General features: G+C 45.2%; 18 protein-coding genes. 5 read left to right on the plus strand and 13 right to left on the minus strand.

The genetic code is table 11. The annotated features are described in order from the left end of the window. Positions 1-98: 98 nt before the first annotated feature. Positions 99-1,196 (minus strand): tRNA 2-thiouridine(34) synthase MnmA, encoded by a 1,098-nt coding sequence (gene mnmA / locus AB5443_RS20500; protein WP_368114256.1) that lies wholly within the window; start codon positions 1,194-1,196, stop codon positions 99-101. A 52-nt stretch (positions 1,197-1,248) separates the two neighbouring features. Here mnmA and AB5443_RS20505 point away from each other — a divergent pair, with 52 nt between their 5' ends. Continuing rightward, positions 1,249-4,086, plus strand: a complete 2,838-nt coding sequence (locus AB5443_RS20505) for an SNF2-related protein (protein ID WP_368114255.1) — start codon at positions 1,249-1,251, stop codon at positions 4,084-4,086. Positions 4,087-4,112: 26 nt separating this feature from the next. Here AB5443_RS20505 and AB5443_RS20510 read toward each other — a convergent pair whose 3' ends face one another. Then, the gene (locus AB5443_RS20510; RefSeq protein WP_368114254.1) at positions 4,113-5,282 is read right to left on the minus strand and encodes an ATP-binding protein; all 1,170 of its coding nucleotides are present in this window, start codon (positions 5,280-5,282) and stop codon (positions 4,113-4,115) included. 166 nt (positions 5,283-5,448) lie between these two features. Between AB5443_RS20510 and AB5443_RS20515 the strand changes: the two genes are divergently transcribed. Next, a complete protein-coding gene (locus tag AB5443_RS20515; RefSeq protein WP_195662382.1) occupies positions 5,449-6,255 on the plus strand; it encodes a Cof-type HAD-IIB family hydrolase in 807 nt (268 codons plus the stop codon). 282 nt (positions 6,256-6,537) lie between these two features. Here AB5443_RS20515 and AB5443_RS20520 read toward each other — a convergent pair whose 3' ends face one another. The 6 genes from AB5443_RS20520 to AB5443_RS20545 all read right to left on the minus strand — a co-directional run bounded on the left by AB5443_RS20520 (position 6,538) and on the right by AB5443_RS20545 (position 12,503). After that, a complete protein-coding gene (locus AB5443_RS20520) occupies positions 6,538-7,326 on the minus strand; it encodes a hypothetical protein (RefSeq protein WP_368114253.1) in 789 nt (262 codons plus the stop codon). A gap of 52 nt (positions 7,327-7,378) precedes the next feature. Beyond that, a complete protein-coding gene (locus tag AB5443_RS20525; protein ID WP_368114252.1) occupies positions 7,379-7,756 on the minus strand; it encodes a fimbrillin family protein in 378 nt (125 codons plus the stop codon). 158 nt (positions 7,757-7,914) lie between these two features. Then, a complete protein-coding gene (locus AB5443_RS20530; RefSeq protein ID WP_022137009.1) occupies positions 7,915-8,298 on the minus strand; it encodes a hypothetical protein in 384 nt (127 codons plus the stop codon). Next, on the minus strand, positions 8,265-9,017 hold the full coding sequence (locus tag AB5443_RS20535; RefSeq protein WP_368119633.1) for a hypothetical protein: 753 nt from the start codon (positions 9,015-9,017) through the stop codon (positions 8,265-8,267). The genes AB5443_RS20530 and AB5443_RS20535 overlap by 34 nt, the downstream gene beginning before the upstream one ends. Before the next feature lie 74 nt (positions 9,018-9,091). Beyond that, positions 9,092-10,993 carry a leucine-rich repeat protein gene (locus AB5443_RS20540; RefSeq protein ID WP_368114250.1) on the minus strand — a complete coding sequence of 634 codons (1,902 nt, stop codon included), beginning with the start codon at positions 10,991-10,993 and terminating at the stop codon, positions 9,092-9,094. Between the two features lie 325 nt (positions 10,994-11,318). Next, on the minus strand, positions 11,319-12,503 hold the full coding sequence (locus AB5443_RS20545) for a helix-turn-helix domain-containing protein (protein WP_368114249.1): 1,185 nt from the start codon (positions 12,501-12,503) through the stop codon (positions 11,319-11,321). A gap of 207 nt (positions 12,504-12,710) precedes the next feature. Here AB5443_RS20545 and cysS point away from each other — a divergent pair, with 207 nt between their 5' ends. After that, the gene (gene cysS, locus AB5443_RS20550; protein WP_022137024.1) at positions 12,711-14,192 is read left to right on the plus strand and encodes a cysteine--tRNA ligase; all 1,482 of its coding nucleotides are present in this window, start codon (positions 12,711-12,713) and stop codon (positions 14,190-14,192) included. A 137-nt stretch (positions 14,193-14,329) separates the two neighbouring features. Here the strand turns inward: cysS and AB5443_RS20555 are convergent, their stop codons facing one another. From AB5443_RS20555 to AB5443_RS20565, 3 genes are all read right to left on the minus strand, one after another. After that, positions 14,330-17,191: a chondroitinase family polysaccharide lyase gene (locus AB5443_RS20555; protein ID WP_368114248.1), complete on the minus strand. Its 2,862-nt coding sequence runs from the start codon at positions 17,189-17,191 to the stop codon at positions 14,330-14,332. A gap of 153 nt (positions 17,192-17,344) precedes the next feature. Then, positions 17,345-18,895, minus strand: a complete 1,551-nt coding sequence (locus AB5443_RS20560) for a sulfatase (RefSeq protein ID WP_368114247.1) — start codon at positions 18,893-18,895, stop codon at positions 17,345-17,347. A gap of 127 nt (positions 18,896-19,022) precedes the next feature. Next, positions 19,023-20,225, minus strand: coding sequence for a glycoside hydrolase family 88 protein (locus tag AB5443_RS20565; protein WP_195662391.1), 1,203 nt, complete (start codon positions 20,223-20,225; stop codon positions 19,023-19,025). Positions 20,226-20,367: 142 nt separating this feature from the next. Between AB5443_RS20565 and AB5443_RS20570 the strand changes: the two genes are divergently transcribed. Beyond that, entirely contained in the window at positions 20,368-20,778 is a 411-nt protein-coding gene (locus AB5443_RS20570) for a PaaI family thioesterase (protein ID WP_044653564.1), read from the plus strand. Positions 20,779-20,891: 113 nt separating this feature from the next. On the opposite strand, the gene AB5443_RS20575 is transcribed toward AB5443_RS20570, so the two are convergent. Both AB5443_RS20575 and AB5443_RS20580 read right to left on the minus strand, forming a co-directional pair. After that, complete coding sequence (locus tag AB5443_RS20575) at positions 20,892-21,761, minus strand: DUF3108 domain-containing protein (protein WP_044653560.1); 870 nt, start codon at positions 21,759-21,761, stop codon at positions 20,892-20,894. After that, positions 21,712-23,622 (minus strand): Ig-like domain-containing protein, encoded by a 1,911-nt coding sequence (locus tag AB5443_RS20580; RefSeq protein ID WP_368114258.1) that lies wholly within the window; start codon positions 23,620-23,622, stop codon positions 21,712-21,714. The genes AB5443_RS20575 and AB5443_RS20580 overlap by 50 nt, the downstream gene beginning before the upstream one ends. Before the next feature lie 159 nt (positions 23,623-23,781). On the opposite strand from AB5443_RS20580, the gene AB5443_RS20585 reads away from it, so the two are divergent. Continuing rightward, on the plus strand, positions 23,782-23,907 hold the full coding sequence (locus tag AB5443_RS20585) for a hypothetical protein (protein ID WP_277131659.1): 126 nt from the start codon (positions 23,782-23,784) through the stop codon (positions 23,905-23,907). Positions 23,908-24,556 lie beyond the last annotated feature (649 nt).

The following is a 24,556-nucleotide window of genomic DNA, read 5'->3' on the forward strand; positions in this document are numbered from 1 at the left end:
GTCTGCCCTTCTTAACGCTGAAGAAAACACCTGCGCTTGACGCTGAAAAAACGAGGCCGGGAAACCATGCGGGGTGTTCGCTGCGGACACTGAGATGATTATCGGGATTCAATTATAATTCCGCCACCTAGCAGTAGACCGTCTTTATAGAATGCAGCGGCCTGCCCCGGCGCGATGGCGGTCAAGGGCTCATGAAGTTGCACGTGAAGTAAATTATCCGGTGTAATAGTAATCGTACAACGGTTTTCCTGTTTGCGATATCGTATCTTCACGATGATATCAGAATGCCCCAAGATGCGTTCGCGGTTCACGATGTTCCAGTCTTTCAACCACATTTCTGTCTTTTCCAAGGCGGAAAGTGAGGACAATATCACTTCATTCTTTTCTACGTTTATCTCTTTTACGAAAACAGGACGGTTCAGATGAATACCTAGTCCACGTCTTTGGCCAATGGTATAAAAAGGGTATCCTTCGTGCCAAGCTATGAAATTCCCCTTTTCATCGACAAATCTTCCTCGTCTGACCATTTCTGACCACGGCTGACCATTCCCGACCAATGTCTGACCATTCCTGACCAACCAATCTTTCAGGAAGCTTCGGTAGTCCATCGGGCAGAAACAAACTCCTATACTATCCTTTTTGGTAGCGACTTTTTGGAAGCCACGTTCAGCAGCCCAGGCACGGGCTTCAACTTTCGTAATTCCTCCCATTGGCAGAAGAATTCTGCTGAGTATATCTTGCTTCAAGCCCCACAGAAAAAAGGACTGGTCTTTGTCCGGGTCAACGGCGTGTGTAATATAGTAAGTATCTGCCAGCTTTATTTTTTGGACATAATGACCGGTAGCGATGTAAAAGATGCCCATTTCATCAGCTATTTTGGCAAGCAAAGGCCACTTTAGATAGTTATTGCACAACGTACAAGGTACTGGAGTATGACCTGCCATATACTCATGCACAAAATATCCGATGATTTGCTCATTGAATATCTCACGGGCGTCATATGTTATATGCGGGATACCGAGACGTTCTGCCAGATTACGGGCATCTTCCAGATATTCGGTCGAGTCGTTCAGTTCATAAAAACGAAAAGTGACTCCGGTTACTTCATAACCGGCTTCCAGCAGTCTCATAGCGGCCACAGAGCTATCTGTTCCACCACTCATACCTAACAATACTCGTTTGTTTTCTTCTATCATGCTGCAAAATTAAGGATTTTCCCGTATCTTTGTCAGTTAAAGCCTAAAGAGAATGAAAGAGAAAATAACTAATGGACAAGTCATCATCGTTTTTACGGAACATCCGGTATTCGGCATATTACTGATTCCTTACATAGCGGAAAGACCGGGCGATGGCACGTTGCAGTTAGTGGAACAGGCTTTTCACGCTTCTCCCGAAGCTATGGAACGGATGAGTGAAGCGGAAAGACAGGCCATTGATATTGCCTCTCATTATACGGAGAAGTATCTGATGAGCAATTACTCCCGTGAAAAAAACGTATCACGCTTTCTACATAAATTATCTGAAGATCCTGAACGGATCAAAAACAGCATCCGTCCGTTTATTGAGAAGAAGTTGCAGGAGATGCTGACGTTGATACGCGAAAGCGGACTGCCTTTTTATCAAAAACAGGCTGGTAGTAAAGTTTTATATGCTCACCACGCCTATCGGGTGCATGCTGATGATGTTGAGACTCGTGTAATCTTTCATGCCGACAGCAAAACGTTCCGTTATCAGTTACAATGTTACGATGGAGGGCAGCCATTCTCTTTGACCGAACTGAAGCCCGTCACCGTACTGACTTCCTCGCCGGCAATTCTGCTATTGGGTATGGAGTTATATTTCTTTCCGCATATTGAGAGTACAAGAGTCTTGCCTTTTACAAAGAAAAAATCGATTAGTGTGAATGCTTCCCAGATTGAGAAGTATATAGATAACATTATGATTCCAATTGCACGCTATCATGAGATTGAAACTCACGGACTGAATCTTATTGAAGAGGAATGTAGCTGCGAGGCATTATTATCTCTTGATACAATTCACGGCGAGCAGGTGCTACAACTTAGTTTTCGTTATGGCGACCAGGTATTTACACCAGATAGTGCCGCTGAAATGAAGAAAATCGTTTATCGGAAAGAATCCGGCGACGTATTCTTCTTCCGGCGCAACGTTATCGAAGAAGAGAAAGCAACCCGACTTTTAACGCAAGCCGGATTACAACTACTTGATACTTCTTTCAAATTATCGCCCGAAGCTAAGGAGAAAACGATTGGAGAATGGATTAACAATCACCGGGAAATGTTACAACTCTCCTTCCAACTTGTCAGCAGTATGGGAAATATGCCTTATTGTCTGGATGAGATACGTATCGAACAAAGCTGTGAAGATGAAGTCGATTGGTTTGAATTGCATATCACGGTGGTTATCGGCACATTACGTATTCCCTTTTCCCGCTTTCGCAAACATATCCTGGAAGAAAAAAGAGAATATCAGTTGCCCGACGGCCGCATGATTCTCCTGCCTGAAGAATGGTTCAGCAAATATGTGAATCTATTGGAAATGGGAATGCAGACGGAAAAAGGAATCCGTGTGAGACGCACGCTCTTAGGTGCTGTACAGACAGCTTTAGGAGAAAATGCACTCAAACAGTTCCCGTCCCAAAAGCACATACACAACATTGCCGTGCCTAAAGCGCTCAAGGCAACATTGCGTCCTTACCAACAGAAAGGATTCTCATGGATGGTACATCTGCACAAACTAGGGTTTGGCGCATGCCTGGCAGATGACATGGGACTTGGAAAAACACTACAAACCCTAACCTTACTGCAATACATATATAAGCCGTATGGGCATAAGCAGGCTGCCACCCTGATTGTCGTCCCTACATCGCTGCTTCACAACTGGCGGCGGGAAACCAAACGTTTCACCGTTCTTTCAATGACAGAATACAATAATACCGTATCCATCCCCAAAGAGCACCCGGAGAAATTCTTCAATCAGTTTCATTTGGTTATTACTACGTATGGGATGATGCGGAACAATATCGATATACTCTCTTCTTACAATTTTGAATACATCGTACTCGACGAGAGCCAGAATATCAAGAATAGTGATTCACTCACTTTCCGTTCGGCCACCCGGTTGAGAAGCAATCACCGGCTTGTACTGACAGGTACTCCGATTGAGAACTCCCTCAAAGACCTATGGGCACAATTCCACTTCATACAACCGGACTTGCTGGGTACTGAGAGTGATTTCCAAAGACAATTCATAATTCCGCTCCGCCAGGGAAACACCCGTGTAGAGACACAGTTGCAACAACTAACCGCCCCTTTTATCCTTCGCAGAAGCAAAAAAGAAGTAGCTCCGGAACTTCCTGCGCTTACCGAAGAAACGATTTTCTGCGACATGACTGAAGAACAAGACACTTTGTATGAACAAGAGAAGAACAGCCTGCGCAACACCTTGCTTCAACATCCACAAAGTACGGACAAATTCCATTCGTTCAATGTCTTGAACGGGATTCTGCGTTTACGTCAACTGGCTTGTCATCCACAGCTTATCTTACCTGACTTCACCGGACTGTCCGGAAAAACAACACAGATAATCGAAACATTCGATACGTTGCGAAGCGAAGGTCACAAAGTTCTGATTTTCTCGTCCTTCGTCAAGCATCTGGAAGTGTTGGCTGAAGCCTTCCAGGAACGTGGTTGGAAATATGCCCTATTGACAGGAGCGACGAACAACCGCCCTTCCGAAATTGCCCATTTCACCGAACAAAAGGACGTACAGGCCTTTCTTATTTCCCTGAAAGCCGGTGGCGTGGGACTCAATCTCACTCAGGCGGACTATGTATTTATCATCGACCCCTGGTGGAATCCTGCCGCCGAGTCCCAAGCCATCGCCCGCGCCCATCGTATCGGGCAGGAGAAGCGGGTGATTGCTTATCGTTTCATTACTCAGAACAGTATAGAAGAAAAGATTCTCTACCTGCAAGATGAAAAGCGGAAACTCGCGGAAACATTTGTCACTGAAAGCGAAGTATTGCCTGCATTGAGCAATGAACAATGGGTAGACCTGCTTGAATAAGAAAAAGAGGCTTCACAATCCATCTTTTAGTATCCCATTCCAAACTGCCACAAAGGCAGCACATTCATGTACCCTCTCTCAATATCATCTTTTACTACATATCCTTTTTGCACATCCTGAATCTGTCTTTGTCCCTTTTTCTTCCCACCCACTTCAAAAGTCAGATCATCAATCAAGAAATCAGAAACAGGCGAAGCCACTACATCCGAAAAGACACGAGCCTGATTCAGGAAGAAAGTCTCTCTGATATTTCCAATATTAGAATCTTCATGAGCCAGATTATATATCAGATTCGTATTATCCAAATAAACCTTATCCACTTTTCCTAATCCGCGTATACCGCCGGTAGCATCCCGCAATTGCGTTATCAGTCCTGCCTCTTCAATATAGAGACAATAATCGGAAATGTTATTACGGCTTACTTCAAGTATTTTAGCTATACTGCTAAAATTCGGTTTAAAGGGTACACTTTTAGCAATAATAGCAAGAAGTTGCTTCAGTTTCCGCCCGGTAGAGACATTCATATCCGCAAATTGAGGAATATCCGATTCCAAGGTTAAATTTAGAATCTGCCGTAAACGTATATCGTAATCATTTTCCAATGCAAAAGGATAGTAACCTTTTTGCAGATATTCATGAAAAAGCGGAAGTGGATGTTCCAAGCCGGGAATCTCCACCTTATGTGCTATAATATCCTGCAAACTATATATTTCCGAAGGAATATGATGGAATAATTGCAGAAATTCACGAAAAGAAAGCCCTTGCATCTGATACATTACAGCCCGACGGCTCAAGTCTGAAGCTCCCTTATTTATGTCTAATATTGACGAACCGGTAAAGACTACATGCAACTCTGAATGATAATCATAAATTAATTTAAGTTCTTTCGACCAATCCTTATATTTATGAATCTCATCAACAAACAAATACTTTCCGCCCATCTTCACAAAGTTGTCTGCCAAATCAAGCAAACGATGGCTGGCAAAGTAAAAGTCTTCTGCCGTCACATATAGAGACTCATTCAAGTCCAGGTTCTCCTTAATATGTTGCAACACAAGAGTCGTTTTCCCTACCCCTCTTGGCCCTGTAAGCCCTATCATACGACTTTCCCAATTTATCCTGGAATAAATATACCGGTGAAACTCAATATTAGTTTCCCGTATCATCTTGCTGAAATATTCAAATAATTTATCCATATCTCTTCGGTTTATAGACAAAGATACGATTATTTGCACTATTATAGTGCAATTTAAATCATTATTTGCACTATAATAGTGCAATTTAAATCAAAGTAGTATCTTTCTATACACAATCTTGCTAAAACACTTTTTTACCCTATCTTTGCACACAAAATAGCACTACATGAAATATAAACTTATCGTGCTTGATCTTGACGGCACACTCACTAATTCCCAAAAAGAGATTACTCCCCGCAATAAGGAGACATTGATACGTGTACAAGAACAGGGCGTCCGGTTAGTACTGGCATCGGGGCGACCGACTTATGGTATTGTACCGCTGGCAAACGAACTACGTATGAATGAATTTGGCGGATTCATCCTGTCTTATAACGGAGGAGAAATCATCAATTGGGAAACACAGGAAATGATATACGAAAATGTTCTCCCCAATGATATCGTTCCGGTGCTTTATGAAAGTGCGCGCGCTCACCATCTGAGCATACTAACTTATGACGGAGCAGAAATCGTGACCGAGAACTCCCAAGACCCGTATGTACAGAAAGAAGCTTTCCTGAATAAAATGGAAGTGCGCGAAACGAACGATTTCCTGACAGATATCACACTGCCGGTAGCTAAATGCCTGATTGTAGGAGATGCCGACAAACTCATTCCACTGGAAGCCGAACTTTGTCTCCGGTTGCAAGGACGCATTAACGTCTTCCGTTCAGAACCCTATTTTCTCGAATTAGTCCCGCAGGGAATCGACAAAGCCTTGTCTCTCGGTGTCCTATTAAAAGAAATAGGAATAGGACGCGAAGAAATCATAGCCATAGGTGATGGTTACAACGATTTGTCGATGATAAAGTTTGCAGGATTAGGCATTGCCATGGGCAATGCACAGGAACCGGTGAAAAAAGCGGCGGATTATATCACTTCAAGCAATGAAGAAGACGGCGTAGCCGAAGCAATCAATAAGTTTTTGCCCTGAAAGTTAACCCGTATCCCTAACGAAGATTTTTCCAGTAACAGCGAGGGCACCTTGCCTATTGGTGAATGTTGGATGCCGGAAGCGTAATATTGGATCAGTAGAATTTTAGTGGGGATATGCATATTTTTTTGCGATCTTAAAAAGGAGGAACTTTCTATCGGTTACTACTGATTCGAGCGTTTCAGTACTGAAATGAAACAAACTTATAGTGCGGTCGCCCTGGTTATTTTCAGGAATGTGGTTGCCCTTTATCAAATCCCCTGATATTCAAACTGCGCCAAGTTATCCCCATTCTTCATTCATATAATAAAATAAGGCACGGGCAAACCGGGGAAACCGCAGGAACACCCAGTAGAAAAACCAGAAGAGATAGCCAGTAAAGAGTATCGCTATCACGTAGGCCGTCCAGCCGTAGGGCAGGAAGTGCGCCAGCAATGCCAGCAGGGTGATGACGAGCAGACCTATGTAGCGGCGGCCTATCCACGGCATGGATTCGGGCAGGCAGTCGTAGTCGGGGGCTACGTCGTCGGGCGTTTCGTTCACGGCATCCCAGCAGCAACAGTTCAGATTGTCGTATTCTTTGTAGAACAGCGGCGTGTACCAACCGATGAGTGCCACCAGATGAACAGACTGAAGTACGGCAACCGCTTCGCCCCACGCCGGGAATACTGCATAGAGGACACACAGCACGGGCAAGGGCAGCAAATGGAGCAGATAGTTTTTACGACCGGTGGCAGTAGAGTCGCACAACCCCAACAGCAACCCGGTATGTGCCATGAAGAACAAGGTGAGACAAGCCGGGACGAGAGGCGATGCCCAGACCCCCGCAGCACTCCCGTTGGAAGGGGATGCCGGACATAGCCCGAATCCGGCGGCAATGCCGAGTAAGATGTAAACCACCGCCAACACACAGCGTCCCCGGAGGTACGACTTGCTTCCGGTGTGCCTCATGCGGGGGATGGTGTCGTAGTCGTTGTAGGGATAGAGAAACAATGCCATATAGCCGTACACGAAAAACTGTGCGGCGAAGCAGATTTCTATCATCCGGTCTATGTCGATGGTTGCTTCCATATAGTTATTGTTTTAATTGATTGATATTTCTCTTTCAGACCGCCGGAGTGTTTCAATTCGCTCCGCTGTTGGTCAGCTTGAGGTTCACCACCTGTTCCTTTCCGCCTTCCAGCTCGGTCAGCCCGGCAGGGACGGCGTAGGTGACGGTTCGGCCGCCGACGGTGATTTCTATCCACGGGGTTCCGGGAGTAACCGGCTGCGGCAGGAGGATGACGCGGAAGGTGTTTCCAGAAGCGGATTCCAAGGGGGGCTGTTTCATATCGCTTAATTTTAAGTTCTTAAATTTTAAGCGTTCAATATGAAAGAGGGTATTGGAGGATGGGATTATTTCAGGTATTGGTTCTCCTTTCTTATAGGCTGCTGTTTCGCTTGCAAAAGTACCGATTCGCTGCCGGATGGCCAAGTATCCCACTCGTTTTTTCCTTTCCATCTCCAATACAATCTTTCAAAGAACTCTTGTGCCCTTGCGGGGGCGGTAGCGGGGAGGGTTGCCGGGTTCCCGAAATTGAACTTTGGCGGTGCCAATGTTGAACTTCGACCGCCTCGAAGTTCAACTTCGGGAGTTATATTCTTACAGGGATACAGGGACTATCCCTTTTTTGCCCAGCCAACAATGTTTATGTAAAAATCGTTGTAATCCTCATCAGTCGAGTCTTCAATGCAAAAGCTATAAACTTGTCCTACCTTTCCGGCATGTGAATCGGTCACATTGTTGGCGGTGATGCTTTGATTTATCTCTGCGCTTTCAGGAATATCCACATACAGGTACAATACATCGCCGGTAAAATCGCGATGTCCTTGTCCCAATACCTGATAGGATGTGCTGCGGTTCGTTTTAGGATATTGAAAATACACTTTCCCTGCATTGTCCGTCAATGTAATTGTCCCGGTAAAAAGGCATTGGGAACATACTGTCCAGGCTATGTTATAGCCTTTCTTTATCTCTGTAAGCTTGAATTCTTTCTTTGCCATAATAATTCGGATTTTAAGAGTGTCGCTGCTGTAAAAACTTTCAACTCGTGCTGTAGAGCAATGCGGAAAATCTCCTTGGCTTTCGCTTCGTCTATCTGCCTGCGATAACTTTCGAGCATGTTTGCCATCTGATAAGCTCCATCAGGCGTACCGCCGTTTCCTTCTATCCAGAAATAATAAAGTCCGTCTTTCGGGGCTGTTTTGTCCAGTTCGTTGGCTATCCAGTTCCACAAATATTCGCAAGGCAGCATTACGCTGAACAGGTAGGGCGAATCAAGGTTTCCCGCCACAAATGCTTCATAGGCGGCGTATTCCTTGATTTCATCTCCGGGAATTACGCCTGAGGCTTCACGCACGTGCCACGCTTCGTGATAATAGGTATTGTATTCCTCATAACTGGTGTACTTGCCTTGCAGGAAGTCACCGCAAGCATCGTCCAAAGCGTGGGTCGCCGCTACCGCATAAGCATCTTGGGCCTTGAAGCAATAGTAAGCGTCCTGCACCATCAACGTTCCATAAGCATTCGGGTCGAGGTCGTTGTTCAGAATGCCTTTGAAGTATGCCGTTTCCAGCACTTGCCGTGCGATAGGCTCGCACTCCTGCCACATTTCCCAAAATAGGGCGTCCGGTGGCGGAGCATCAGAAGACAAGAGCTGTCCTCTCCTGCCCAATCTTTCTGCCACAACGGAAAAATCACGTCTGATATACCATTTGTTCATATTCATATATTTTGTAATGATAGTTTTCAATATTGCTTTCTTTCACTTCGCTCTGCCGACCGGGCTGCTCCTTCTTATGGGAAGGTGATGCTCTTCCATTTCATGTTGTAGCCGTCGAGCACAGTCCATTCGTTACCGTTGGAGACTTTGGGGACGGCCATGCCGTCCTGCTTCTTGTCGGCGTTCAGCACGAGGTCGCACATGGCGGAATTGAATGCGTTATCTCCGGTATGACCGGCGGTGGTTCTGTTCTGAAAAACGGCATTGCGCTCTATACTGCTGCCATTATCTATATCAACGAAATCTCCGGCTGCGGTGGCTTTTATCCGGGTAAGGCTGCTGCATCCCGTTACGATATAACTGCTGAACCGGGTACACATCGGTATTTCGAGCGTTTCGAGGCCCGTACATCCGAAGAAAGCATCATGGTCGATCGCTGTTACATTATCCAGCGTGAGTGCGGCCAATGAAGTGCATTCCCGAAATGCATTGTTATCAATCCGGGCAACCTGCGAAAGATTCACCGTAGTCAGCGCAGCGCAACGGATAAAGGCATACTCTCCGATTACCTGCACGCCATCGGGCAGCGTCACCTCCTGCAAGGCGGTGCAATCCATAAAGGCGTTGTCGGGCAGTGTTGCCTCTGTTCCCCAGCCCGTCACTCCGCTGAGGTCGCATTTCGTGATTTTTGTATTACCGGCAAATGTACCTCTGTTACCGCCCATTCCTATCTTGGAAAGTTCGCCCGTCAGCTTGATTTCGGTGTAGCCTGCGTCGATGGCGGCAAGGATGTTTAGCTGTGCTTCGTCGGCGGTCATGGAGGTCATGTCGATGTCGCCGGAGGTGGGGGGTGTGAAATTTTTCGGGCGTAGCTTGATTTGATAATCCGCCGGGTCGAGGTAAAGCTCGAAGTTGCCGTCGTATTTCTTCATCTGCTCTCCATAGAGGCTGACTATTGACTCCGGATTCACTTTCAAATGGTCGCAGTCCGCCTGCGTCAGTTGGTTACCGTCGGTTCCTTGGGCGATGGAGGTTATGCCGACCAGGCTGAGCTTGAGGTGCACATCACCCGTGAGGGCTTTCGGAACGGAGATAAGGGGGGAGGAAACGGGTGAATAGCGCTGTAGATCTATGTAAGCCCCGGCGGCGGTCTTTCCCCCGTTCAGCACGAGGGTGGAGCCCTCCGCGACTCTTGCACAGCTCGAACTGCCTGCCGCGTAAGACAATTCGCAGCCGTCACCCAGTTCCAATGCTGCTTTCTCGCCGAAAGCCAGAATCATAGATTGAACCCCGTCCAATGTCACGTTCCCGCCCAGCGTAATCCTGCCGTTGAGAACACCTACCATGGCAGAATATGAGTTCGGATCTTGAACCAGCTTGATATTGGTGAATTCGATATAAACGGCATCGGCGGCGGCATTGTTATTTCCGAGTAAGTAAAAGCTGCCGTTTTCCCAAGTGAGGGTGTGGCCGCCGCCGTCTATCTTGAAGTAGCCGCTGCCGTTTATGAATGTGCCGCTGCTACTATCTCCTCCTGCGGGTACTGTGATGTCACCGCCCAGCGTAATGAGCGTAGGGGCGTCGGCCGAACCGCCCGTCTGCAGGGCTTCGTGCAGGGCTTCGTAGGTGGTGACGGTGATACCTTCCGGCACGGCATCCATTACCGTCACTTCGCAGGTGGCCTGTTTGCCGCCTGCCGTGGCGATGATGGTGGCGTTTCCAGCTGCCACAGCCGTAACGAGGCCACTGTCGTCCACCGTTGCGGCAGCGGTGTTACCGCTCTTCCACACGACGTTCTTATCGGCGGCATCTTCGGGAGTAACCGTTACGGTGAGTCGTCCGGTTTCGCCTACGGTCAGTTCCAAAGTAGGTTTATCCAGTGTTATGCCCGATACGGCTACCGGATTGTCGTCTTCGCTGCACGCTGCCAACAGCGCCGCCGCCGACAGGAATAATGTCAAGAATTTCGTTTTCATAAGTTCCTTACTGTATTAGGTTGATCATATTAGTTGGTATAATAGTGTTTTTATATAGGATGCCTTGCGGCTATTTTTCGTGCAGAAAAAGGAAGAGACCGGTTACTGAAGAACCTTTCATATCGCACGAAAATAGAACATGTAATCAATTATTGCAAATAAAATCAATTGTCTTTCGTTCAAACTAATGAAAGACAATTTTTTACATGCTGAAAAGCAGGAAAACCAACGAAAGACAATTTTCAATTAACGAAAGACAATTTTATCCAAGCATGAGAAACAGTGTGGCAATCGAGGAAATTCAGAAAAAAAACAGACACATCATTCACCGATAATCTGATGCTTCGATTTCCGCCGCATCAGTGTCCTTTAAGCAGATTTGTCTGCAATAAGTTTTTGGGGTCATTTCCATCATTTTTTTGAAATCCCTGTTGAAATTACCGCTATTGTTGTACCCTACCATTTCACATACCTCTTCTATCGTATATCCGGGATTTTCAGTAAACAGACGGGCTGCCTCGCGCAAACGAAGTTCCTTGCGCCACGGGCGGAAGTCCATTCCGTAATGGTCTTTCATATATTGCCGGAAGAATGATTGGGGTACCCCGAAAGAATCGACCACGATACCGGAAGGGATATCCTTCTCACAGTATTCTTTCTCATCCACGTATTTCTGTAATCTTTCTTTTAATAGCTGTTCCTTTGTAAGAAAAATAGTTTCCGGCGTCTCCTTGTCCTCTTTTACAGACTTGCCTGTTTCGACCATGTCTGTTTCTATCGGGGTTGCATAAACCTTTGCTTCGGGTGGAACAGCCGCAATGACCGGAATCGCAAATTTCATCCTTCGATAGTAGTTGACGAACCACATCACCATGAAACTGTAATAAAGCACATACAGTGGAACAAAGAACTTGTACCAATCAGTAAAAAACAAGACGGATATGGCCATGACCCCAACAGCCAATGCACTATAAAATCCGGTCTTTACCCATGTCAGACGGTTCTCCCCGTCCTCGTCATAGTAGTCCTCCACCTCTTGTACCGTCTTGCGGTAAGCCTGCGTGAATTTTCGGGTATAGATAATCAACTGGATAATATAAGCGGCGATGCCCGTATAAAAGAACCACAAATAATAATCTGTAAAACAAAACAAGGTGATAAACAGGGTTGCACCTGCCACCGCAATACCTCCGGCCTGTCGGAACACCATGCTCCATCTGACTTCACCCGGACGTATGAAAACCAACATGGACATGGTAAAAAGAAGAGCCTGAAACGATGCCACAAAAAGCGTACTGGCAGGTTCAATACGACGGTCATAACCCGTAAAGCAGCATACCAGGCTGAGAAGGGCGAGTACAAAATAAGAGGGCACAAGGATATTACGGGCCTTCCGTAACTTCTCCAATCCGTCTTCCGGCAGTATCGTTGTAGTTGCCAGCATACCTCCCAGCATCGCTATCATGAAAGCCGAAGCTCCCATCAGGATTTTATATGTTGTTTCATTCATGTGTTCAGATCATTAGGATTACAAAATTAGTCTTTTTTGCATTTCGTGCCAAATAATTGGTTGTGAAACCAATCGTTTTTCGATGTGAAACACTTTGTTCCAATAAGGGAAAATAAATCAAGACTATAAATGAACCTGTCAAAGATGGGGCGCATATTCAGATTTTATACTAACTTTGCGATTCCAATAGAACAAATATAAAAGGTTATGGAACATCAACTTACCATTTACAACACGTTAGATAGAAAGAAAGAGTTGTTCGTGCCGCTTCATGCGCCCCATGTAGGAATGTATGTATGTGGGCCAACCGTATACGGTGACGCTCATTTGGGACATGCACGCCCGTCCATCACATTCGACATACTCTTCCGTTATCTCACTCATCTAGGATATAAAGTGCGTTATGTACGTAATATTACCGACGTAGGTCATTTGGAGCATGACGCCGACGAAGGAGAAGACAAAATTGCCAAAAAAGCACGTCTGGAAGAACTGGAGCCGATGGAAGTAGTCCAGTATTACCTGAACCGCTATCATAAGGCAATGGAAGCGCTCAACGTACTTTCGCCAAGTATCGAGCCGCATGCTTCGGGACATATCATCGAACAAATCCAACTGGTACAGAAGATTCTGGATGCCGGATACGCTTACGAAAGCGAAGGTTCCGTTTACTTCGACGTAGCCAAATACAATAAAGACCATCACTACGGAAAATTGTCCGGACGCAATCTGGACGACGTATTGAATACCACCCGCGACCTTGACGGACAAAGCGAGAAGCGCAATCCCGCCGATTTCGCCCTCTGGAAAAAGGCACAACCGGAACATATCATGCGCTGGCCGTCTCCCTGGAGCGACGGTTTCCCCGGATGGCATGCCGAATGTACCGCTATGGGACGTAAGTATCTTGGCGAGCATTTCGACATTCACGGCGGTGGAATGGACTTGATTTTCCCTCACCACGAATGTGAAATCGCACAGTCGGTAGCTTCGCAAGGTGACGACATGGTTCACTACTGGATGCACAACAACATGATTACCATCAACGGAACAAAGATGGGCAAATCACTCGGTAACTTCATCACACTGGACGAATTCTTCAACGGCACTCATAAGTTACTGGCACAAGCCTACACTCCGATGACTATCCGTTTCTTCATCCTGCAAGCTCATTACCGTAGTACGGTCGATTTCAGCAATGAAGCGCTGCAAGCATCGGAAAAGGGTCTGCAACGCCTGATGGAAGCCATTGACGCATTGGAAAAGATAACTCCCGCAGCAGCGACTTCAGCAGGTATTAACGTAAAAGAACTGCGTGCCAAGTGCTATGAAGCAATGAATGATGACTTGAATACTCCTATCGTCATTGCACAACTTTTTGAAGGCGCCCGTATCATCAACAATATCATCGCCGGAAATGCTACTATTTCCGCCGAAGATTTGAAAGACTTGAAAGAGACTTTCCACCTGTTCAGCTTCGACATCATGGGACTGAAAGAAGAAAAAGGCTCATCCGATGGTCGTGAGGCAGCATACGGCAAGGTAGTAGATATGTTGCTGGAACAGCGTATGAAAGCGAAAGCCAATAAGGATTGGGCTACTTCCGATGAAATCCGTAATACATTGACCGCACTCGGATTCGAGGTAAAAGATACGAAAGACGGTTTTGAATGGAGACTGAATAAATAAGGCAAGAAGCAGTGCACTTCATTGTGCAGACTAAAAATAAAGAAGACCGGCTCACCACGAACCGGTCTTCTCTTTTTTCATAGAAACATATAATAACTAATACCCCTTTAAAGTTGTTTCTCTTACTTATTCACTAATCACTTATTATCCATTAGTATCTCAACAGGTTGTCCATGCTGGCAAGTCACTGTCAATACAGTATTTTCTCCTTTTTGTTCCAACTGAACATTCTCCATTGGGTTCGTCAATGTCCAATGCCCTTTAAGACGTATTTCCTTACGAATAGGGCGGCTAGGCTCTTTGGTCGTATAAGCCTTTTCTTTGATGTTCAAGTTCGGGTCGCAGATACTCAATCGAATACCTTTGGCTGATTCTTTGGCATACATCACCATCGTTTCCGCAGGAATAGAAGCAATCAGTTTGTCACTTTCAGGCTGATAAGTCTCAAAAGCAGCATAGGCTGTAATACCTGTTTTCTTATCATACACAACATGAGCAGTCTGATCGCGCTGTAAAACTTCATAGGCAGGAGCTTTACGAAGTTCATCCAAATCAGAATCAGAGGGTTGTATCAGAACCATATACTCGTATGTTCCATCCTTCGGAGCCTTACCATGCTCTATCCACGCAGAAGAGAATGTTCCTTTTGTCACCGCACGAGTCTTTTCATGACGTGATTCCTGCTCTGCAACTTGCGTACGAACATTTCCGTCAACCACGTGATAATAATTATCATAGCCATCATGCAGCCAATAATTATCATCTCCTACTTTAGAATCCTTTCCATTGTACTTTGTCTGGAAAAGGGTCGTTTCCGTAGGATAATCCGCGTTGCTATTAGTTATGCCTGTCCCCATGCAAATCATCCGGTTGTCAAAACAAAATACTGATTTACGGGCAACAAAGTCAGGCGTAAAGTTCTCATAACCTCTTTCCATCAGTTTCATGGCAAACATACCGTTTTTACCATCCAGCGAACTGCTACCCGAAAAGTTCTCTTTGGAATGAGCCATTGTGGTTCCTTTCAGCGGACTATCCAACAGTTCGAAAGGTAAGTGAATGGTAGTCGTACCCGGCAAACGGTTCCAGTCCCAGCCTTCCTGTACAAAACCGCTTCCGGCACGGGATACGGGGTTTCCTTTTCCCATAATCTGTACCGAGCCATAACTTTGGTAACGTCCATAACGATTATCTTTCACATAGATTTCAGAACCCCATACATCAGTCGTATATCCTTTCAGTGTCACCATCCAATCCGCACGGCGGAAAATACCTGCCGAACCGTAGTTATAAACAAAGAATCCTTGTGGAGCTTGGGCGGTTTTGATGCCTTCTTTCTTAAAGAAACGTGCATTCGGAGTATCTCCATTGCGTACAAGACGCAGATAATCAGCAGCCAGACCACGGTCGAACGTATTCCCCTGACCTGACAAATCGCCCGACAAAGCAATATTGGCAAATGCTTCAATATCATCGCTCCCCATTTTTCCACCAAAAGGATGACGACCACTGATACCTATCCCCCACTCATAAAGATTACAATAATTACGCATGGCGATAAAAGCGGACTTCATATGCCGGCGGGCATCTTCCGTAAGCTCGAAACCTGTGCCATTGGTGAAGGCTATAAATTGTCCCACCGTAGCCAGTACTCCGGTTGTATATCCCGGATAAAAGCCACCGTGATGGAAAGTAGTGCCGTCTACCTTTATACCACCAATCGTTCCCGGCGTATATCGCAAGGAAGAAGACAGCCAGCGTGACAAACCGCCCAACGCTTGCTCCTGTTCCCTTGCATCGGGAAACATCATGGCGGAAATAAACTTCGCCATCAGCAATGTATGCCAGGAATCCAACAACTCATCACGCGTTGGTGAACATGGTTGGCGAGTCTCCTGCAAAGCAGCCCAGAAACGTAGTGTAGACAGATAAGCATCACGGTGAGCATGTTTATAAATCGCATCACGCATCAACCAAGCAGTGGTATATATCTTACGGATCTGATAACCATAATGATGATTCGTTCCCATACCGCTGCCGAATGCAAACCCTTGATCTATGGCATAGTCGAATACTGTAAAGTAATTCTTCCTTGATATTTCATTCTGATTATAATAGGCATCAAGCGCAAAACCGGAAAGCATGGTCTCAATATCATTCCATGACATCTCTCCTTTTTTCTTATCCAGCTCATCGGGAGCAACAATAGGAGCCCCCACAAAACCTGTCCCGGCAGTAGACGGATGAATGGCTGCTCTCTCAAACGTTTTGTAGGCTGCATTAATCTGCCCTTGCGGTACTTTTTTCACTTCCAGAAAGTCCGTCAAACGTTGTTCGATAGTTTTCAGGTCTTTCTTCTGTTGACTGGTCAATTTAGAGGATAATGGAGTATCATAAGATTGCTGTTCCCATTTCCACACGAGACACCAGTGCCAGAGGTCACGATTAGACAAGCCGTTATTGGACGGCAACTGCTGGTCGGGAGTAGTGCGAAGATTCATCTTCTTCTCAGGAAAAGTCAGACGGTCAAGGAAAATACGTCCTTTCCGTTGAGGAGCAACCAACCGGTAAGCAACGATATTCTTGTCGTTCTTCTCTCCTTTCATATACTCGAAAGAAATCCAGCACGCACGCCAACCGGCTGCCTGCAAATGATAAGAGAACCAATAAGAGACTTCGCCCGCCTTATTCAGAAACTCGAAACGAATAGAATCCTGCTGCGGTTTCTCATTATAAATCCACAAAGTAATGCCGAACTGCTTCTCTTTCTTCGCATTGAGTGATAAAGGAGAGATTTGAACATTTAAAGCAGAACCGGGTTGAAAATCCCATTCCAGGCTGCTCTCCCCTTCTTTATAAAAGAGAGAGGATGCTTTCAGTTCTCCTTTTCCCGAAACGTTGAACACTTCGGGGACTCCGTCTTCAAAGCCGATGAATTGGGCAAAAGCGGAAGAGATACTTCCAAGCAATAATAGTATAATGAAACAAGTATTTTTCATTCAATCGCATATTAATTTTTAGACAGAAGAACATAAGAACAAAAGATAGAACAATAATTCTATAAACAGCAAAAATAACTATCTAAACACAGCCTTTATATTCTTTTGTTTTTCTGTCTAAATTAAATTTTCATTCAACTACATAGGTTTCTGTTAATAAGGAATTCTGTCCGACAGAATCTTTTCCGTGTACCAAGGGTCGTTAATTTCCTTCAGCATAGTACCCATTTCACGATAAAGTTGCTCCACTACTTCCTTATTTTCTTCCAAAGGCAGGTTGTGCAACTGATAAGGATCATTCAAGTCATCAAACAGAAGGCTCTTCTTTAGTTGCTTCGTATTGCGGTCGATATATAAGGCTAAGGTATATTGTGCGGTCTTGATACCTCTCGAAGAAGGGAAATAAGTCTGTACCAATCCGTTTTCATCCTTTTCACCGTCCAGATTCTGGATATACAGCGCACCCGTCGGGCGGACAATTTCCGCCTTTTCATCGAAGAAAAGAGGAGCAAAGTTACGGCCTTGCACTTCTGCCGGAATAGAATCACCCAATCCGCACAAGCCAAGCACAGTAGGCATAATATCCGGTGATGAAAGCAGCAAGTCATCTACTCTCGGCTGAATCTTGCCCGGGAAACGCACGATAAACGGAATATTCATTGATTCGGAGTAAGGCGAGTTCTTCGGGTCTTCGGTACGTTGGCTGCACATCGTCTCGCCATGGTCGGAAGCGAAGATAACAACCGTATTTTTATCCAGTCCCAAGTCTTTCAGCGTTTCCAGAATCTGACCGAAGGCACGGTCAACTCCCGTTACGGAAGCAAAATAGTAACGGGCAGATTCTGCCTTTTTCATCTTCAAGTCTACGTTCGGACGAACCAGCAAGCTATCCAAAGGTTTATCCTTGTAAAGGTTGAAATCCTGCTCTTCACAGTCGTCCAAAGAACGATACGGACTATGAGGCGGGTTCATGCCTACCATAATAAAGAAAGGTTTCTTTGTATCGCGCACGTTACCTTCATTTTTCAAATATGAAACCACCTTGCCCGATTCATGCAAAGGCGACCATTCTTTCGGGTCGTGTCTCTTGCCGTCCGTATCCCAATAGTGAGGATTCTTATGTTCATCAAACGTACCGTAAGAATACCAATAGTTAAATCCGTGACGACGTTCTTTCGGAGTATAGGCATCCCATGCCGGACGTTTGGATTCTACATATCGTCCCGGATGTTCGGGGTCGTTCGGGGTCGGAAAATCGGCATGAAGTTTTCCGAAATAAGCACAGTCATAACCGGCTTTACTGAACACATCGCCGATACATTCAGCGTCTTCACGCAAAGAACTGATGGGACGCGTAGAATTACAGTTCAAAGGCACGCCGCTCCGGTTGGGATACATGCCGGTCAATAACATTCCACGATGAGGACTACTCAGCGGGCAGTTGCTCTGTGCAGAAGACAACACCATGGATTCGCGGGCAAATGCATCCAGATTGGGGGTATGAACAGGATCGCCCTGAAAATTCACTTTATCCCGGAATCTGTCCTGACTCCAGAATCCCATTGCCTGGTTACGGTATTGGTCGGGAAATACATAGATAATATTGGGATGCTCAGCTTGTTCCACAACTTGCTTCGGGGCCTTGCAACCCTGTGCCGCAAACAAAGTCAGACCACCTACCAAAAGGTTTATAGGTTTATTCATGATAATGATAGTTAACGATAAACGGTTTATAATAAAGATGATAAACAAATGAACGGTGAACGATGGACAAGCTATATACAGAAGCCTATGTTCATCATTTACCGTTCACTGTACATATCAATGAGATTTATTTCTTTTCGAGATCTCTTTTGCGCATCAGCGCTTCCAGAAAGTAATAGTCGGCATAGTTCAGAGGAACATCGATTTCCTGACCGTGAGGAATACTGCCCACCGAGTGCATCAGGATAAAGTTACCGTTAGTACCCACCTCTGCACGATATGCGGGCGAACCCAGGCTTACCATAATCTTATCAGCAGTTTCCTTGTACTGGTTGCCCGGCAGATAACCGTCCAATTCGTAAAGGGCAGAAGCTGTACAAGCCGCAGCGGAAGCGTCACGTGGTTCATTCGGAATGTTCGGTGCATCGTAGTCCCAATAAGGAACGAGGTCTTCCGGCAGATTCTTGTTGTTAAAGATAAAATTATATACCTTTTGAGCCTGGTCGAGATATTTCTTGTCTTTCGTATAGCGATAGCAAGTAGTATATCCGTAAAGAGCCCAAGCCTGTCCGCGAGCCCAAGCCGATTCATCAGCATATCCCTGTGCAGTTTGTCTCTTGCGCACTTCACCGGTTTCGGGATCGTAGTCTACGACATGATAGCAACTGTTGTCCGGACGGAAATGGTGTGCCAAGGTCGTATCGGCATGTTTCACCGCAATGTTGTAGAAAGTAGAATCACCGGAGAAAGCTGTTGCTTCGAACAACAGTTCGAGATTCATCATATTATCAATAATCACCGGACATTTCCATCCACGTGTTCCCTGCCAGCCTTTATCTGCATCCCATGACTGGATAACACCTGCATTCGGACGGAAACGGGTAGAGAGTGACTTGGCTGCTTCGACAATCACATCCTTATATTCTTTCTTGTCAGCCAGACGGTATCCGTTCAGATAGCTGCAACCAATCATGAAACCAACATCATGATGCCATTTCAGATACTTCACAGAATCAAGAGCTTCCGTATATTTTTCAGCCAGCGGCAACCATTTCTTATCTCCGGTCAGGTTATAAGTCAGCCACATGCTACCGGGATAAAAACCCGAGCACCAATCTTCAATAGGTATATAAGATATACTGCCGTCTTCATTGATAGTTCTCGGATTCAGAACCTTGCCGGATTTCTCGATAATATCCGTTTGAATCGTGTTCTGTGCCACTGCGTTGTCGATGTTGTCCTGAATAAAGTCTACTTCAACCTTTTTTTGTCCACCGCAACTCGTAAAGATTAGAAGGGAAAGTCCTAATGCGCTAAGAATTGTTTTCATAATACAGGGATTATTTGTTAAGTGATTAATTTTCTTGATTGCAAAAATAGTGCATTTCAAGAGAATAGACCGACCTAAATAATCCAAATGAGGGACAATTTTGGTACATTTGCGGAAGAAACATCGAAAAACAATAAATATGATGAGCCCACAAGAGTTTTTTAAGAATGACGTATTCGCTGAAAACGCAGGTATAGTTCTGCTGGAAGTAAGCAAAGGATACAGCAAAGCCAAGTTGGAAATAAAACCTGAACATCTGAATGCAGGAGCCCGTACACAGGGCGGAGCCATCTTCACGTTGGCCGACCTTGCACTGGCTGCGGCTGCCAATTCACATGGCACACTTGCCTTTTCACTTTCATCCACCATTACTTTCTTACGTGCTAGCGGACCAGGGGATACTCTTTATGCCGAAGCACGCGAACGTTATATCGGACGAAGTACGGGTTGCTATCAGGTAGATATCACTAATCAGAACGGCGACTTGATTGCTACTTTTGAATCCAGTGTATTTAGGAAAGACCAGAAAGTTCCTTTTGAGGTAGAAGAATAAAAAGAAGTTAAAGCAAATTGGAAGCTGTATATTTAGGCACGGATTTCGCGGATTACACGGTTCTTATATAATTGAGACTGTGTAATCCGAGAAATCCGTACCTAATTTCCGACTTATTTTACGATAGAAGTCATCGGATGCCGGTTTCCCCGAACATCATTCAAGAACGCCTTTGCCGATCCGAAGTTCAGGAACAAATCCAGACGAACCGGAAGATGGTTCTGGTCATCTGTCACAAAGAAAGTTATGACTTCTTTCTCCTTCCCTTTCTTATCGTATTCGACTAATGAGAAAATCAGGCAACGATAAGTAACTCCGTTCTCGGCTTTCACGTTTTCCTTTCCGCGATAGATAAGCGTCTGCTCTTCCACTTTCCGTCCCGTAGCCATCGGAAACTTGATCTTCTCTCCTACTTTATAATCAGTAGGATCATAAGAGCGTGCCTGAGCCAAAATACTCAACATATCATATATACAACGGCTGTCACTCGCTTCCGATTCATCAAACGTTCCATCCCTATACGTACGTTTCTGGTTGACAAAGCAGAGTCCGTCCTTATACGAGAACCAAGCCTCATCCACTGTATAACGTTTTCCTTCCTCGGCACCCTTACGGAAATAACGCGGCTCCAGTTTCTCGCCAATCACGCAAGTCAACGTATCACGCATCTTGAAAAAGAAGTCCGCCCGTTTGCTGCCCAAAGCAAGCAGGTTCATCCGGTAAGCAGGTTCCGAATGGTAGGTAGTCGCATTGGTCGTCAGACTGGCGAGTCCGGCTTTCACCCAGACAAACTTCCAGTTGAAGTACAAATCATACATCACGTGTTCGCCCGTTTGAAACGCATCATTCTTCGCCTCACATTGGGCACTCGCGGGAAGGGCGAAAATTCCCATCAGTAATGCCACAGTTCCGATAATCAGACTACGGCGAAAGTTAGCGACGCCTGTTCTGGTTATTTCTATCTTTTTTCTTTTTGTCTTCATCTGGTTTTTGTTTTTTAAGCTCATCCGGTTTCTGTTTATCCACAGGGGTCGCATGAATATCCCACGGTTGTGTCACGTCCCACAACGCTTTATACTCTAATATGGTCGGATAATAGAAAACCGCTTCCGGTTGCAAACCCTTTGCAAAGTCTCCCGTGTCCCATTCTCCGTTTCCATTTGTGTCGTTTATCAGCCTGGCTGCATATTTCCCCGGATTCAGGAAGTAAAAATCAACCATTCCATCCTTCTCCACTCTCCGCTTACGAACCACCTTGTCTTGCGCATCAAGCAGTTCGACGAATGCCAGAGAATCAGCTCCTGTCACGTTGAAATGAAGCGTGAAATATTCATCTTCACTACGTACCTTGAATCCTTGTTTTATCTTATCGGTAAACAATCCGTATATACCGTGGAAAGCCGTAGAATCCACTTCAAACTCATATTCAAAGGTCGGCTCCCAATCATAATACAGATTAAACTTCTTCTGGTTCAGAGAATCCCGTCCAAACTCGAACGGTATGTCCTGCCAAAGCGTATCTACCTTCTGACGCAGATGAATGGCCGCACTGTCAAAGCTGGCTATCGGTTCCTCAAAGTTCAAAGATATATAACCGTATACATCCATTGACGAAGGCGCACTGACATTCACGGGCAGGAACTTCGTCGGTTCCGGTTCTTCCTCTTCATCTTTCTTTTTCTTCTTTTTCTTCTTCTCCTTTTCCGGCTCGTCTTTCTTATATTTCTGCTTCGAAACAAGGTTCAAGGTATCCGTACGGGGTACTAACTGATTCAAGGTATCCGTATAAAGATAAGTCAAACTCATGGCAAGCGTATCCTGTTTGAATAGCAAAGAATCCTTTACCCAATAATGAATCGTATCGTTCCGCTGGTTCTTCTCGATGATAAAGGCGTCCTTTTCGTCGAAGTTTAATCCTTTCAGTACAGGCAAAGTGTCTGCCTTACCCGCAAAATAGAAAGTAAATTTATGCGGAACAAGTCTTTCGGACTTGATAAGATATTGCGAATAATTCAGTTCCTTGAAAGCCCGGAGAATTACGTCATCCGGCAGATAATGCATATATTTCTTCTCAACAATCGTATCATAAGTCAATGAATCCACCCAGGCTGTATCCATACGGATACGTTCTTCCATACGGGGGATAATCAGCGAATCATGAAAAGCAATCACTTCACTCTTCTGATTAAAAGTAAAATTCTGGTCGGCATCCATCAAGCCGTAGATACGGTACTTGCCGGGAGCTATGCCACGAATAGAGAAGCGCCCGCGACTGTCCGTACGCGCCACACGGTCGAAAGGCAATTTGTTAAAAGCCGAATCGTTCAGGTTGGAATGCAGTCCGACCAGGATACCTTTGATAGGTTCCAGATTGGATGCATCCAATATCGTTCCGGACACTTCCATCGTATCAATCTGTGCACCGGTAGAGAAGGTAAACGCGAAGTTACCCAACGGATTACCCTCATTGTTATCGACAATGGCGTCCGAGAAATCAATGGTATAAGTCGTGTTCGGCTTCAAAGAATCGAGCAGGTTCACCTGTATCCGCTTTCCTGAAGCCTTGATTTCGGGTTGCTGTATCTGAGGTGGAGAAACAACCACTTTCTCCGTCGCTTTCTCCAACTTTATAAATTCGTCAAATAACAAAGAAACTTTCGTCCTTTCATTATTTAATGCACCGGCAGCAGGAGTACTGCCTATGAAACGGGGTGGAGTCTCATCATAAGGCCCCCCGTCCGGTCGCCCGATACTGGCGCAGGAATATAGCATGGCAACCAGCGTCACTACCGGAAGTGCCTTGCGTACTATTTGTTTTATCTTTTGATTCTCAAACTGCAACATGCTGCAAAAATAAGTGTTCTTATCCAATAAACACCACACTTTCTAGCTAATTTATTAAAAAACGAAAGGGAAGCTTAGGACAATAAACAATCGCCATGAATTTTTTATGTCCTTTTCCCGCTAATATAATTAGTTTTATTGCCTAAAACGAATACAAACATGAATAAAGGATTGTCGGTGCAGTCAGGTGTTCTCGGTTGCTTACGTCCGAGAATGAACTGTAAAAGTCTGGATGCAGCAGAAGATGTGGATGCTGACATCATCCAACGAGTAAATAGTAAATAAAATATAGGCTACTGATTCAGGCAAACCATATCAGATATAATGAGCTTGAATGAATAGTATATACTATATATGTGCGATTGAAGTACTACAGATGAACAACTCCGGTACAAGAGAATGATGATTGAAGTACTGGAGTTGATTGCTTCAAGTACAAAAATCAGTCAACTGAAGTGTTAAATATAAAGAAATTGACTTCAATTATTCAGCTATGCGGGTCTAATCTTGTCCAAACCCTCTTATTGAATTTTTACGCTATTATCCGGTTTCAGTCGTTTCAGTTTTGTCTGCAAACGCCTTGCTATAAGGAGATAGCGACTGAAAGCGAAAAAAGACATCCCCAGCTGTAGTGTGTTGTAATCAGGGGGGAGTGCATTCAGCGCTTTCAGGCTTGCCGGTAAATCTATATATTCAGCACGTGGCCTAAAGTGGATGGCACGTGGGCTTAGGATTACTTATCTGTGAGCTGAAACTCATCGGCACGTGGGCTGAACAGAACAGAGGCTCTATCTTGGTGAAACAGAGGCTCTGATTGAATGAAAAGCAAGCTCCGTTTTGCTAAAACAGAACCTTTGTTACAAGTAGATATAGAATCAAAACAGAAGCCCCAATTATGTACTTTTGCATTCAGGTGCGCTTTCAGCCGAAACTT

This window comes from Bacteroides sp. RTP21281st1_H5_RTP21281_210402 (genome assembly GCF_040918965.1).
GTDB lineage: Bacteria > Bacteroidota > Bacteroidia > Bacteroidales > Bacteroidaceae > Bacteroides > Bacteroides congonensis.

What these genes read in the sequence shown, in the direction of transcription:
- mnmA (WP_368114256.1), bottom strand. Translation starts at nt 1,196, where the DNA reads ATGATAGAAGAAAACAAACGAGTATTGTTAGGTATGAGTGGTGGAACA.
- AB5443_RS20505 (WP_368114255.1), top strand. Translation starts at nt 1,249, where the DNA reads ATGAAAGAGAAAATAACTAATGGACAAGTCATCATCGTTTTTACGGAA.
- AB5443_RS20510 (WP_368114254.1), bottom strand. Translation starts at nt 5,282, where the DNA reads ATGGATAAATTATTTGAATATTTCAGCAAGATGATACGGGAAACTAAT.
- AB5443_RS20515 (WP_195662382.1), top strand. Translation starts at nt 5,449, where the DNA reads ATGAAATATAAACTTATCGTGCTTGATCTTGACGGCACACTCACTAAT.
- AB5443_RS20520 (WP_368114253.1), bottom strand. Translation starts at nt 7,326, where the DNA reads ATGGAAGCAACCATCGACATAGACCGGATGATAGAAATCTGCTTCGCC.
- AB5443_RS20525 (WP_368114252.1), bottom strand. Translation starts at nt 7,756, where the DNA reads ATGGAAAGGAAAAAACGAGTGGGATACTTGGCCATCCGGCAGCGAATC.
- AB5443_RS20530 (WP_022137009.1), bottom strand. Translation starts at nt 8,298, where the DNA reads ATGGCAAAGAAAGAATTCAAGCTTACAGAGATAAAGAAAGGCTATAAC.
- AB5443_RS20535 (WP_368119633.1), bottom strand. Translation starts at nt 9,017, where the DNA reads ATGAACAAATGGTATATCAGACGTGATTTTTCCGTTGTGGCAGAAAGA.
- AB5443_RS20540 (WP_368114250.1), bottom strand. Translation starts at nt 10,993, where the DNA reads ATGAAAACGAAATTCTTGACATTATTCCTGTCGGCGGCGGCGCTGTTG.
- AB5443_RS20545 (WP_368114249.1), bottom strand. Translation starts at nt 12,503, where the DNA reads ATGAATGAAACAACATATAAAATCCTGATGGGAGCTTCGGCTTTCATG.
- cysS (WP_022137024.1), top strand. Translation starts at nt 12,711, where the DNA reads ATGGAACATCAACTTACCATTTACAACACGTTAGATAGAAAGAAAGAG.
- AB5443_RS20555 (WP_368114248.1), bottom strand. Translation starts at nt 17,191, where the DNA reads ATGAAAAATACTTGTTTCATTATACTATTATTGCTTGGAAGTATCTCT.
- AB5443_RS20560 (WP_368114247.1), bottom strand. Translation starts at nt 18,895, where the DNA reads ATGAATAAACCTATAAACCTTTTGGTAGGTGGTCTGACTTTGTTTGCG.
- AB5443_RS20565 (WP_195662391.1), bottom strand. Translation starts at nt 20,225, where the DNA reads ATGAAAACAATTCTTAGCGCATTAGGACTTTCCCTTCTAATCTTTACG.
- AB5443_RS20570 (WP_044653564.1), top strand. Translation starts at nt 20,368, where the DNA reads ATGAGCCCACAAGAGTTTTTTAAGAATGACGTATTCGCTGAAAACGCA.
- AB5443_RS20575 (WP_044653560.1), bottom strand. Translation starts at nt 21,761, where the DNA reads ATGAAGACAAAAAGAAAAAAGATAGAAATAACCAGAACAGGCGTCGCT.
- AB5443_RS20580 (WP_368114258.1), bottom strand. Translation starts at nt 23,622, where the DNA reads ATGTTGCAGTTTGAGAATCAAAAGATAAAACAAATAGTACGCAAGGCA.
- AB5443_RS20585 (WP_277131659.1), top strand. Translation starts at nt 23,782, where the DNA reads ATGAATAAAGGATTGTCGGTGCAGTCAGGTGTTCTCGGTTGCTTACGT.